We start from the raw sequence: 12530 nt of genomic DNA, 5'->3' as shown, positions 1-12530 counted from the left end.
TTCAGACAATTTCCCGGATTGAATCCCGAAGTGTCCTTTAAATGATTTTATTTCAGAAGATCCATACGCGGAGAATAATCGGTTAAAGTCAATGTCTTATCTTCTGTATTTTCAACAAAACTTCCATGTAATGCCCCTGTTTCTTTTTTTATTTAGTTTACTGATTAATCAGTACCAGGTTTTTATTTTTATATATTATTTCTCCGTTATGTATAGTTAAAAGTACCTCGGAAAAATGTTTGGGGTCTGTACTTGGGTTTCTGTTTAACAAAACCAAATCTGCATTTTTTCCGTACTGAATGGTACCTGTATTATTTAAACGATTGAATTTTTCAGCCGGATTTGTGGTTAATGAAGCCAGTATTTCATCAAAGTTCATCCCGGCAGCAGCCATACCCTCAAATTCTTCACTGGTATCATAATCATTGATATAACCGACATCTGTTCCAAATAAAACGATCCCTCCCGCGGCATTAAATACCTTTAACTGATCGATCGTCGTATGTACCAGATTACTGGTCCCGGTGTCTCTTCCTGCCATTTGCTCAACCCAATAATAAAGTTTTAATGTAGGGATTAAAGCCACTTTTTGATGAACAAGTTTCCTAACCAAAACAGAGTCCCAAACAATTTGATCATCTCCCGGTACGTGTGCCAATATATTTACGCCGTTGTTTACGGCATTTTTTACACCTTTAAGATCAGTTGGATGCGCAAAAAGAGGTATTTTGTTAGTTTTAGCTATTCCTGCCGCTTCCCTGATTAAATCAGTTGGTAAATAATCAATGGTTTTCCCGGTGGGTGAGGCGGACCATATTTTTATACCGTTGGCACCATTACCGAGTTGTTTTTTAATATGTTTTTTTACTTCGCTCCTGGTTTTTAATTCCGGTAATTTTAGCGGTTCTATATAAAAAGGGCTTTTTGATGTGAAAGGGGCCCCAACGGCAAAAATGGTAGGGCCTTTTATTTCTCCTCTTTTAATTCTGGTTCTGAGAATATTGAGGTTTTTAAAATTGAGCTGAGCTAGGTCAAACACATAAACAAAGCCCCTGGAAGAAAACATTTTCATTAACTTGTTTTCTAAACTATCTTTCGATTGATGGGCTGCATCATTCCATTTGCTTTCAATAAAGTGCACGTGGCTGTTCCAAAAACCGGCGGTTACAAATTTGCCTTCACCGTTAATGATCTTATAATCTTTCGGGATATTAAAATTTTTACGGCTTGTTATTTTTTTAAATTTTCCTGCTGCTATTAAAACAGTCGCTTTCTCGATGGGTTTTTTATCAGGCCTGGTGAAAACGGTTACATTTTTAATCGCAATTTTCGAATGCTGAGCCAGGCCTTCCATCGAAACAAAAAACATAAAGGTAAACAATACAGTATATCTGAGATATAGTTTAATCGGGAAAACCACAAGATTTTGCATTTGTAAACATATTTAAATATTGTTCTTTTTGTTTTTTTACTTTAGTCATGGAAAATCATGGTATTAATTTATATTATTTAGGCTGGTACCGAAGAAGTATGGCCCCCGAACTAAACGATTTACTATCCAGTAACCCGAAGCTGCTTACATCAATAACATCAAACCAGCGTTCTCCTTTTCCGAATGTAAAAGGATAGACTATCAGTTGTATTTCATCGATCAGTTTGTTTTTCAACATCGTATGGGTCAGCTCACCAATGCCATATTGGAGTAAATTATTGCCGTTTTCCTGCTTTAACCTGAGGATCTCTTCGGGAATATTGCCTTCGATCAGGGTTGCGTTCCAATCCAGTGCCGGATCCAGCGTTCTTGAAGCAACATATTTGGGCATACCATTTATTTTTTCTGCATTTTCATTATCCATTTCCGGCCATACTTTTGCAAAGGCTTCATAGGTTTTACGGCCCAGAACGAGCGCATCCTGGCTTAGAAGTAATTGATGCAGGTAATCGGTTACGTCCTTACTGTGATGTTTGAAGACTTCTCCCCATATATCGGGGCTGTTAACAATTCCATCCAATGAAACTTCCGCTTCGACAATTAATTTTCTCATCTTTTTGGTTTTATATTGGGTTATAATTTTTTTGCGGTAAATATCTTCCTCAAGGGGTTTCTAAATATCTGTTGCAGATCTATTGCCGAGTTGTTCGGCCAATCCTATGAGAAGTCCTCCAGGGCCACGAATGTAGCATAACCGATATAGGTCTTCGTACCGGACCACTTCGCCGACAAGTTCCGCCTCAAGTTTGTATAACCTTTTCAACGTATCATCGATGTCGTTCACCGTGAACATAACACGAAGGTAGCCGAGAGCATTGACCGGGGCCTTTCGGTGATCGGCGATCGTAGATGGGGTAAGAAACCGCGAGAGTTCGAGCCGGCTATGGCCATCGGGAGTGACCATCATGGCGATCTCAACAGACTGGTGACCAAGCCCGGTGACCCGCCCGGCCCATTCTCCTTCGACTGTGGATCGCCCTTCAAGTTTCAGGCCAAGCTCGGCGAAAAAAGAGATGGCCTCATCGAGAGATTCTACGACGATTCCAACATTGTGCATTTGCGGTAATTTATTTTTTGTCATAGTATTATTTTAAATGATTTCTACCTGGTTTTTCACTCTTGCGGGACGGGGAGTTTGACCAGGTCCAAATCCCGGGTATATCCCCAACTTTTGTGTTTTTCCCGTGATTTGGGCTTTCAAACCCCTCCTCCCTTTGCTGCGCTCGGGTACCTCCCTTCGTCATAAGGCCAGTACTGAGCCTGTCGAAGTGGAGGAGCTTTTAAAAATCCAAAAAAACAGTTTGAACATTTGTAATTCATAGCGATTAAACATTATTCATGTTAATTAATAATATCTCCTTTGTTACCTGCCAACTTTTCGCGCCATTTTTGGAGTTCCTCAGGTGTTTGTTTCACCCAATCCGTTGCTTCGCCAACGATTTTTAATGGCGCCTGGGAGCGATATGAGCGTGTCGGATTGCCCGGAAATTTTTTGTCTGTAACATTCGGGTCATTTTCAAAACTTCCTGTCGGTTCAACAATATAAACACGTTCACGTCCAACGCCTTTAGCTAATGCAGCAGCAAGGCCTGCTCCATTAACCAGGGCTGTAAAATAGATATGATTCATTTTGAGTCCTGGTTTGTAATTAGAACTGCCCCCTGGTGTCAGCAGATCACCAACCTGTAAATCTGCTTTTGTCCCATGATAAAAAGGACCTTTATCAGATGGTTTATCCTTAAACGAATTTGCCAATTCATAATTCTTTTTTGCCTGGTTAGGGCGGTTTAAGGCCTCATAGCATTTGGCAATGTTCAAATACAGGGAAGGGAAAGCACTTTTAACAGTGTCATTATTTATTTTTAATGCAAACTGCAAAGCTGTTTCGAGCCATTTTAATTTACCGGGAACATTTTTTTGATGTCGGGCTAGATAATGGGCAGCAGTAAATTTTTCAAAGTCGTCAGTTGCCTCGTTCCAGGCTCGAAGAAAAAGTTTGCTTGCTGCTCCGGATTTGCCTTTTTCTTCCATGTCCATACCCTGGATACAGAGTTTAACAATATTGTTGTTCGGGTTAAATTCCATTTTCTATTTTATAATACCGTTATATTTTTAGTTTCAATATTCAAATCCTCTGTATAAATGTATTTAAGCAATACGGTGAAATGTTTATTTGTAATTTTAATTTCCTCATAATCATATCGTTTTTCCGGTGCTGAGTCTGTTTTATCCAAAATTAAGACACCATACCGGACAATACGAGGGGATATAGTGACAATTTCACGGGGCGATCGCGCCGGGAGGTGTGTACTGCCGTATTTCCCTTTTTCATCAACCTGATACTCCGGTGATTTCAGGGGGGCGGGCCTTCGGACTGCCGTCCGGAACGGTTTAGTGGAATTGATCCTATTTATTTTTTTCGACAGAAATCCCCAGGGTTTTATTTGCCAGGTAAGAGAGTGGTAATCCTATGGCGACAATTAAAATAAGTGCGGATAATATGGCATGGATCAGGTTAAATGTGGATTTGGGAACATTGGATAAAGGGAGTACAATTAAATTCATGGTCAACCAGATGCAAATGCCGTATATTACCCCTATCACAATGTTATTGTTCAATTGTGCTTTGATCATGGGGTAGAGCTTAAAGAACACCCATGTCCAGATCAATGCAATGAGATAATGAAAGAGCAGGCCTGAAAGAACGAATATCACAGGGCCAGAAAATGCCTGTTCCCCGAAAACGCCGCTTGCAATATACCGCAGTAATTTATCCACGTTTCCTCCGCGGGCCAGTGTATAAACAATAGCTGCAAAAATATCGAGGGTTCCCACCAGTAGTGCAGCGGTTCCCAGGTTTTTTGATAATGGTCTTTGATATTCAGTTTTGGCTCGATCCATAATAATTTCGGATTGAAGTAAGTTTACCCGTGTTCTAAATATAAAAAGAGAAAACGGCCTTTACACAGTTCAGGCCGTTTTCAAAGAATCGCATTGTCAGTTCATATCCCAGAACAGTTTGGTCTCAGCCTTATCTCCGCCGATTGCTGTTGAGGCGGCGTTATAATGATCCCCGTTCAGCGTTTGTTCGGCAATAGGATAAATATATCTTACCGGGTAGCCGGATACGGCATCCACAGGTTCTGCCATGAGGGGAAAGTCGAGGAGCCGTATGGAAGTCCAGGCTTCAAATCCCCGGGTGTAAAGGGCAATGTATTTTTGCGTTCCTATAACTTCTTTCCAGGGAACGGCCGCCGAGCTGGCTGCAATGGCAAGGTCATAATCTACGGCGGGGTTTGACAGGTAATCGGCCGCATCCAATACTGTTCCACCCCAGTACAGGATGGAGGCGGTTATGCCCTTTTCATAATGCTCCCTTGCGCTTCCTCCCACGTTAAAGGACCGGGCGCTTGCTTCGGCGAGCAGGAATTCCACTTCGGCATAGTCCAGTATATTTCCGGGGAATGTGGGGGTTTCCAGAATGGGTGCTACATGTGAAAAATCGGAATAGGGTGAGCCGTTCCCGATAACCCCTCCTTTGTAGGAACCGTCATCGGTTGGTAAAAAGTAAAGAGGCAACCTGGGGTCGTCCAGGCCTGTCAGAATATTTATGATGGTCTCGGCAGCAACAAAGTCGTGCCTGCCGCTCAGGACCAGGCTGGCATAAAGGGGATTGGTATTGGGGGCAAATTCCTGGTATGCATAGAGGGCATTGTCTGCATTGCTGGTAAAGACCCCGTTGTTTACAGCCTCTTCTACGGTTATTTTTGCCAGGTTCGTATCTGCGTCAGACAGCAAAATGCCCATTCTCAGTTTTAGCGAATTGCCAAATTTTTTCCATAGTGTTACATCTCCCCTGTATATAACATCTGCCCTGCCAAAACTTCCCTTGCTTTCGTCCAGGGTATTAACAGCTTCAGAGAGTCGCCTTATCAGATCTTTATAAATGGTCTCCGCATCGTCATATGCCGGTAACAGGTTGTCCAGCTCCAGTGTTTCACTGTATGGTACATTCCCGAAGGTTTCCACAAGGTTTGCGTAGGCATAGACCGTAAGTATTTCTACAATAGCCAGCTTATTGGGCTTATTGGCAATATCCTCGCCTGATACATAATCAGTTTCGGTAATGATACGGGCCGACTCGTGCAGGTCTTTTATGGCAAGGTATATGACATTCCAGTGATTATCGGGGATTGTTCTGGTGACCTGGTCATAGTTACTTTCATCCGTATAGGTGGTTTCCTGAAAATATTGTGCCCAAAGATTGGTATTGTTAAAATTAACATTGATCTGCAACATCTGATTGACCAGGGCATTCTGTCCTCCCGTAAACAAACTTTCTCCGGAAACTTCCGAAGGATCTTTGGTATTCCGGTTGAGATCCTCCAGATCACTGGAGCAGGAAAAAAAGAGTGCGGACAACAATAATGAATATAATATTTTTTTCATCTCTCGGTTTTTAAAATTGCAGCTTAAGGTTAAAACTAAGGTCTCTGGTAGAAGGCATCGGGCTTATGGAAACCCCCTGGAGGTTTCCGGCTCCCAGGCCGCCTTCCGGGTCTTCATAAGGGATGTTTTTGTGTATGATCCACAGGTTGGACCCTACAATACTGAATGAAGCGTCGGTCAGAAAAATGTGGTCAAGGAACTTCCCTGGCAGTTTATAGGTTATTGCCAGTTCCCGGAGCTTCACAAAACTTGCATCATAGACAAAAGCGGCATCCGGCAGTCCCCTGGCATAACCAAAAGCCCCGAACCTGTCTGCCCTGATGCGGGTTGTATTTACAGAACCATCCGGATTGACCCCGGGGTTGATAAAACCGCCCCCGTTTTCCAGGGTGTTCCTTACGGGATTGCCCAGGTCGTTTATAAAGGCCGTCTCCGGGTATAATCCGGTGGCCAGGCCGTAATATTGGTCCAGGGAAAAAATACTTCCTCCCTGCTGAATATCGATCAAAAAGCTGAGTGAGAGGTTTTTGTACCTGAAACTGTTGGAAATACCCATAAGCCAGTCCGGGTTGGTGTCGCCGATTACCTTATCGGACGTACTGGTCTTGATGTACTGCCCGCTTGAAGGGTCAACCACCCTTTGCCCGTCGATATAGGTATAATCCGTTCCGTTCAGCACCCCGTAAGGCTCTCCCACACGGGCATTGACGGTAATACCTCCCTGGAAACTTCCGAGCTGGAGGTTTTGAATACCTTTTTCCAGGGCAACGACCTTGTTCCTGTTCCGGGTCCAGTTCAGGCTGAGGTCCCAGTTAAAGTTGTCACTCTTAACCGGGGAGGCATTCAGGGAAATTTCTATCCCCTTGTTTTCAACCTCGCCCGAATTTAATATTTGTCGCAGATATCCCGTTGCAGCCGAAACGGGTACGCCGAATATCTGGTCGATTGAACTTGTTTTGTAATAGGTGGCATCGAAGCCAAGGCGGTTCTGCAGGAACTTCATTTCCAGGCCCACTTCCGTGCTTTTTGTTGTTTCGGGCTTTAGGCGGGCATTGTTCTTGGTATTCGGATTGGAAATGCTGGATGATCCTACCGGGGTGTTTATCACATAGGTGTCGTAAAGAAAATCGAAAGGGGCACTGTTACCGACCTGGGCGTAGTTTAACCTGAGCTTACCGAACGAGATGGCTTCAACACCCAAAAGGCGGTTAAAGATAAAACTTAATGTAGCCGAGGGATAATAGAATACACTGTTGTCCCTGGGAAGTGTGGAAGAATGGTCTCTTCGTATGGTCCCTTCCAGGTATAGCATATTGTCGTATCCGAGGGAAGCACTGGCAAAAATGGCGTCTACGCCCACTTTTTCATTGCGCTCCACGGGGAACGGCAGCGGAGCTATGCTGTTTTGCAGCGAATAAAGCCTGTCTACTCCCAGGCCGCCATTGGTGGAAGCATAGATGGATTTGAGTTCACTTCTCCTGATATTGGTACCCAATACGCCGCTCAGGTTGATCTTCTCAGTCAGATCCTTATTGATATTAAAGTTCAGGTCGTAATTGGTTTCCCTGGCCTGAATGTTCCTCCGGCCATACCCGGACCCGACAGTTGCCTGGTTAACCCCAAACCTGAAAGGGATGCTTCCTATGGCTTTTCTCTCTTCCTGCATCTCGGAGGAGACATCGGTGGCCACCCGTGCCATAACACTCAGCCAATCCGTTATCTGATAAGTTAAGGCAACATTCCCGATGAAGCGGTCCCTGGAATCGTTCTGATAGTTCTCATACCTTGTCCAGTAAGGATTGTTCCAATAATTCGGTGGAGCACCGGGATTTGAAGTCGAAGGGTTCCATGTAACATTTCTTCTTGTGGCAAAATAGATATCCTTTAGTTCTTTAATATCCACATTGGTTTGCCACCACTGCTTAAAATTCCCCATAATGTTATCCCCGGAATATCCCGTGCTGTTACGTCCAAGGGTACTGGTATGAATGTAGTTGGCATATCCTTTTACCGTTAGCTTATCACTGAGATTACCGTTTCCGGCCATGGAAAAATTGTGTTTGTTTAACGAACTGTTTGGCATAAGCCCTTTTTGTTCCATCCGTGTATAACTCAGCCTGAGGCTACCGTTGTCAAATCCCTTGTTAACCGAAATAGTATTGGTGGTGGTCACCGGGGTTTCAAAAAAGGTGACCGGACCGTTTTTCGCAGCTACCCAGGGAGTTGCCTTCCTGTAATTGGGTGAGTCCGGATCGAAGGAATTCCATTGATAGATGAGCAGCCCGGGGTCGAAAGCCGCACCGTATGATGCATCTTCGGTATAGGGCACGGCCAGATCCGGAGTGCCGTCTCCGTTAATGTCCTCTACTTTCCAATACCCGTCTGCACTATCGTAATAGGGACCGTAACCTGCCCCGTACTGGTTTTGATATTTTGCAAATGTGTCCTTGTTCAGTATCCCGAATGTAATGCCTGAATTCACGGTTATACCGAGGCCTTTCCGTGCTTTTCCTTTTTTAGTGGTGATCATGATGACTCCGTTGGCCGCCCTGGAGCCGTAAAGTGCCGATGCCGCAGCCCCTTTTAAAACGTTGACCGACTCGATATCTTCGGGATTAATGTCGGAGGCGGTATTGCCGTAATCGTAATGCCCGCCCAGGCCCTGCATTTGCCTGTTGCTGTTGGTATTGGTGTTGTTAATGGGCACCCCGTCAATAACAAAAAGGGCCTGGTTACTGCCGGTCAGCGAAGCATTACCCCGGATGACCACATTGGTCGATCCGCCGAAGTTGGTGTTTTTCCTGATCTGGATCCCCGACGCCCGGCCGGCCAGAGAATTTACGAAATTGCCGCTTTTAACGATATTCAGATCTTCACCCCCGACTTCCTGGGTGGCATAGCCCAGCGATCTTTTTTCCCGGGAAATACCCAGGGCGGTAACAACAACCTCTTCCAATGCCTCGGCATCTTCCTGCATCAGAACATCCATCAGATCCGTATCCCCGATAGTCCTTTCAACAGCAGCCATTCCGATGTATGTAAAAACCAGCACCTGGCCGGTTTCGGCCTCTATACTGTATTTACCGTCAAAATCGGTTTGAGTACCGGTAGTGGTACCCTTAACAACAATATTTACCCCGGGCAAGGGCATGCCGTCCCCGTCGGTAACTGTTCCTGTAACGATTTTTTCCTGGGCTGTGATGAATGCGGTTCCCAGCATCCACAATACCCCAAAAATCACGTAAACTTTTCCTTTCATAAATTTTGAGATTTGATTCATTGAGTTAGTGCAAAAAGAAAAAGGCAGGAAAAATGGAATGATAGCTAATTCAAATAATAATATTTCGATGTAAAATGAGAACAAAGCGAGTGTTTTCGGATTGTTCAGGATAAAGGCCTTTCGCTGCCTTTTTCAAGTGCATCGTAAAACAAGTAAAAGGAAATGGGAAATAAGTGTACGTTTATAAAAGTAGATGTTAACCTTTATAAAGATAGACAGAGAAATAACCGATAAATACTTCGGTCGGCAAATGTAGCAGAAGGGGGATGTAGGGTCAGGATATCATTAAACTCCTGTTGCGGTAATCAGACGGGGTAATGCCTTCCACCCGTTTAAAAAATTTATAGAACGACCCTCTATTGTTAAACCCGCTCTCGAAGGCTATCTGTTCAACACTCTGATCGCAATACTCTATGAGCAGAACCTTGGCTTCCTCAATACGGTGTTTATTGATAAATTCGTAAAAGCTCATATTAAACTGTTCATTGATCAACTGTGAGGTATGGTGCCTCGATATATCCAGCATTTCCGAAAGGTCATCCAGTTTGAGCTCCGGGTTGAGAAAAGGCTTCTCATTGCGCATCAGAAGTTCCAGCTTCTCTTTCAGTTCTTTTGAGAAATTTGCCGACAGCCCCGATGTTACATATTTGCCGAAAGGGAAAGGCCTTGCTATCGGCTTGCCACTGAAGACCCCCGGATAAAGTATCGAAAAATAGGAGGCAACACCAATAAAAAAAACCATAAAGTAGCATATGAGATAATCCAGGTTCCTGGTCAGTGCATCCAGGAAAACCAGGGTGATATAGACAACAAATGTTGCCGAGAACATTATAAATGCAAGGCTTAATACCCGTAACCACAATTTAAGGTTGGCATTTCCACTGTAGAAACGGACGAATTTTATATAACTGACAACGGCATAGGCAATGAGAAATGCTGTCAGGACATAATCAATGGCAGGGATCATCATTTCATATTGTTCCAGGGCTTTGTGTTCATAAGCATATATTTTAGCTTCCATCGGTGAAAAAATATACCCTCCAAACAGCACTAAAACCGCCAGAAACGGGATAAAATGGTAAAAATCCCCGATAGTGATGCGAATCCCCGTGGCCATGTTCCGGATATAGAAATAATAGGTACATCCGTATAGCGAGAACGGGATATAGAAAGCATAGATCACGGCCAGGTAAGTATTTTTGTTTACATCGCCCCAATAAGTGAAGATACAATAAATACCAAAGGCAAAAAGGAGCAGGAAAAAAGCGAATATCCGGTTTGCATATACATTTCCGCTACGTTTGATCAATAAAAAGATCCCTAGCAAAACTGCCTGTACGGAAAAGGATGCTAAAACGATTTCTTCAATACTCATTTTTCTGTAATTATGCGCTGAACAATAGCAGGTTGAAGTTATCTATGATATAGTGTATCAAGATACTAAATATATCTAATCCTCCTTAAGAAGAAAAGTTAAAAATGTTTGAAACACGCAGAGGTTAAGGCATTTGTATTTGTTAAAAGCTATAAAATTCGCTGTACTACATTTATTTGCTCATGCTTTCCAGTACAGTGCAGTACGGATTTTAAAATAAACATTCATAAATTGCCGGTAAAAACCGTTAGCGATGAGATCAGATACCCTGGTATACCTTTTGTTTTTTACGGCATTTATATGTTCTTTTCCGGTCCGGGGGCAGGAAAAGGGCAAAAGGCCGAATATTATTTTAATGGTGAGCGATGACCATGCCTACCAGGCCATCAGCGCCTATGGCCACGGTTTAAATGAAACTCCGAACATCGATAAACTGGCCGATCAGGGAGCGATATTTACCAGGGCCACGGTGACCAATTCCATTTGTGCCCCCAGCCGTGCGGTGATCCTTACCGGCAAACACAGCTTTATAAATGGTAAGGTAGACAATGTACAACCCTTTAACTGGGACCAGGAGAGTTTTCCGAAAGAACTGCAAAAGGCAGGCTATGCTACGGCCATGATCGGCAAGATACATCTTGACGGGCTTCCCCAGGGATTTGATTTTTCTATGGTATTGCCAGGGCAGGGCCACTATTACAACCCGGATTTTATGGTCAACGGAGAACGCAAACGTATTGAGGGGTATGTGACGGATATCACCACCGAATATGCCCTTAAATGGTTAAAGGAAGATCGCGATAAAGAAAAACCCTTTCTTCTGATCTATAATCAAAAGGCGCCTCATCGTAATTGGAAACCTGCGCCTGAATATCTGAACCTGTATGATGAGATGAGCTTTACTCCGCCTGATAATTTCTTTGATGCGGAAACAGGATACGAAGGACGCGGTACGGCTGCCAAAACCCAGGAAATGGAAATTGCAGGCCATGCCATGTGGGGGCACGATTTTAAATTTCTGATCGGCCCCGAAGGAAATAAGACCGGCCTGGATAATCAATTAAAGCGGTTCAACAAAGAGCAGCGCTCCCGGTGGGAAGCGGCTTACGGCCCAAAAAACAAGGCCTTTATAGAAAAATACTTTCCGGGAGAAAAGACATTTAAAGATATTAAAACCTCGAAAAAAGTCTTTAAAGATGCCGAAACCCGCGACAGGGAAATAGCCCTGTGGAAATATAACCGCTATATCAAGGATTACCTGCGTACCATTAAATCTGTTGACGATGGTGTGGGAGAGCTTTTAAATTACCTCGAAGAGAACGACCTTGCCGATAACACCATTGTTATATATACTTCCGACCAGGGATTTTACCTCGGGGAGCACGGTTGGTTCGACAAGCGGTTCATGTACGAACAGTCCTTTCGCACACCTTTGCTAATGCGATACCCGAAAGAGATCAAACCGGGGACCGTTATCGACGAACTGGTCCAGAACCTGGATTTTGCCCCGACACTTCTGGATTATGCCAAAGTACAGGCTCCGTCAGCAATGCAGGGAGAGTCGTTCCGGGATCTGGTGAGCGGAAAATCAAAGAAATGGCGCGATGCCGTTTATTATACCTATTATGAATACCCGTCGGTACACATGGTAAAACGGCATTACGGGGTTTCTACGAAGCGATATAAACTCATACATTTTTATTACGACATTGATGAATGGGAAATGTATGATCTCAAAGAAGACCCGGACGAGATGAATAACATATACGATGATCCCGAATATGCGGAAGTAAGGGCAGATCTGCATCAGAAATTGAAAGAACTTCGCGAACAATATGGAGATTCTGATGAATTACAGCAAGAATATTTAAATACCTATCTCGAACATCAATCCATAAGAAAAGAAAAATAAAGACCGGAAATTTTTACCCTGT

9 protein-coding genes are annotated in these 12530 nt (G+C 43.7%); 1 reads left to right on the top strand and 8 read right to left on the bottom strand.

Annotated features, from left to right (window positions below; translation table 11 throughout):
• Nucleotides 1–157: 157 nt before the first annotated feature.
• The 8 genes from KN811_RS18090 to KN811_RS18055 all read right to left on the bottom strand — a co-directional run bounded on the left by KN811_RS18090 (nt 158) and on the right by KN811_RS18055 (nt 10596).
• Nucleotides 158–1432, bottom strand: coding sequence for an amidohydrolase family protein (locus KN811_RS18090; RefSeq protein WP_187967360.1), 1275 nt, complete (start codon nt 1430–1432; stop codon nt 158–160).
• Between the two features lie 73 nt (nt 1433–1505).
• A complete protein-coding gene (locus KN811_RS18085; protein ID WP_187967359.1) occupies nt 1506–2045 on the bottom strand; it encodes a dihydrofolate reductase family protein in 540 nt (179 codons plus the stop codon).
• 60 nt (nt 2046–2105) lie between these two features.
• Entirely contained in the window at nt 2106–2573 is a 468-nt protein-coding gene (locus tag KN811_RS18080; protein ID WP_187967358.1) for a VOC family protein, read from the bottom strand.
• A gap of 260 nt (nt 2574–2833) precedes the next feature.
• On the bottom strand, nt 2834–3247 hold the full coding sequence (arr, locus tag KN811_RS22045; RefSeq protein WP_345725302.1) for an NAD(+)--rifampin ADP-ribosyltransferase: 414 nt from the start codon (nt 3245–3247) through the stop codon (nt 2834–2836).
• Nucleotides 3248–3898: 651 nt separating this feature from the next.
• Complete coding sequence (locus KN811_RS18070; protein WP_187967356.1) at nt 3899–4393, bottom strand: hypothetical protein; 495 nt, start codon at nt 4391–4393, stop codon at nt 3899–3901.
• Between the two features lie 96 nt (nt 4394–4489).
• On the bottom strand, nt 4490–5941 hold the full coding sequence (locus tag KN811_RS18065; RefSeq protein WP_187967355.1) for a SusD/RagB family nutrient-binding outer membrane lipoprotein: 1452 nt from the start codon (nt 5939–5941) through the stop codon (nt 4490–4492).
• 10 nt (nt 5942–5951) lie between these two features.
• On the bottom strand, nt 5952–9200 hold the full coding sequence (locus KN811_RS18060; protein ID WP_247716549.1) for a SusC/RagA family TonB-linked outer membrane protein: 3249 nt from the start codon (nt 9198–9200) through the stop codon (nt 5952–5954).
• Between the two features lie 295 nt (nt 9201–9495).
• Nucleotides 9496–10596, bottom strand: a complete 1101-nt coding sequence (locus KN811_RS18055; RefSeq protein WP_187967353.1) for an AraC family transcriptional regulator — start codon at nt 10594–10596, stop codon at nt 9496–9498.
• A gap of 253 nt (nt 10597–10849) precedes the next feature.
• On the opposite strand from KN811_RS18055, the gene KN811_RS18050 reads away from it, so the two are divergent.
• Nucleotides 10850–12508 (top strand): sulfatase family protein, encoded by a 1659-nt coding sequence (locus KN811_RS18050; protein WP_187967352.1) that lies wholly within the window; start codon nt 10850–10852, stop codon nt 12506–12508.
• The last annotated feature ends 22 nt before the right edge of the window (nt 12509–12530 follow it).

The organism is Sinomicrobium weinanense, from assembly GCF_018863395.1.
In the GTDB taxonomy this organism is placed as follows: domain Bacteria; phylum Bacteroidota; class Bacteroidia; order Flavobacteriales; family Flavobacteriaceae; genus Sinomicrobium; species Sinomicrobium weinanense.
Note: the sequence above shows the minus strand (reverse complement) of the source record. Positions and strands in the feature narration are given on the sequence as shown.

Bases quoted from the DNA above. Each gene is read 5' to 3' on its own strand.
- KN811_RS18070 (WP_187967356.1), bottom strand. From the start codon at position 4,393: ATGGATCGAGCCAAAACTGAATATCAAAGACCATTATCAAAAAACCTG.
- KN811_RS18080 (WP_187967358.1), bottom strand. From the start codon at position 2,573: ATGACAAAAAATAAATTACCGCAAATGCACAATGTTGGAATCGTCGTA.
- KN811_RS18085 (WP_187967359.1), bottom strand. From the start codon at position 2,045: ATGAGAAAATTAATTGTCGAAGCGGAAGTTTCATTGGATGGAATTGTT.
- KN811_RS18055 (WP_187967353.1), bottom strand. From the start codon at position 10,596: ATGAGTATTGAAGAAATCGTTTTAGCATCCTTTTCCGTACAGGCAGTT.
- KN811_RS18060 (WP_247716549.1), bottom strand. From the start codon at position 9,200: ATGAAAGGAAAAGTTTACGTGATTTTTGGGGTATTGTGGATGCTGGGA.
- KN811_RS18090 (WP_187967360.1), bottom strand. From the start codon at position 1,432: ATGCAAAATCTTGTGGTTTTCCCGATTAAACTATATCTCAGATATACT.
- KN811_RS18065 (WP_187967355.1), bottom strand. From the start codon at position 5,941: ATGAAAAAAATATTATATTCATTATTGTTGTCCGCACTCTTTTTTTCC.
- KN811_RS18050 (WP_187967352.1), top strand. From the start codon at position 10,850: ATGAGATCAGATACCCTGGTATACCTTTTGTTTTTTACGGCATTTATA.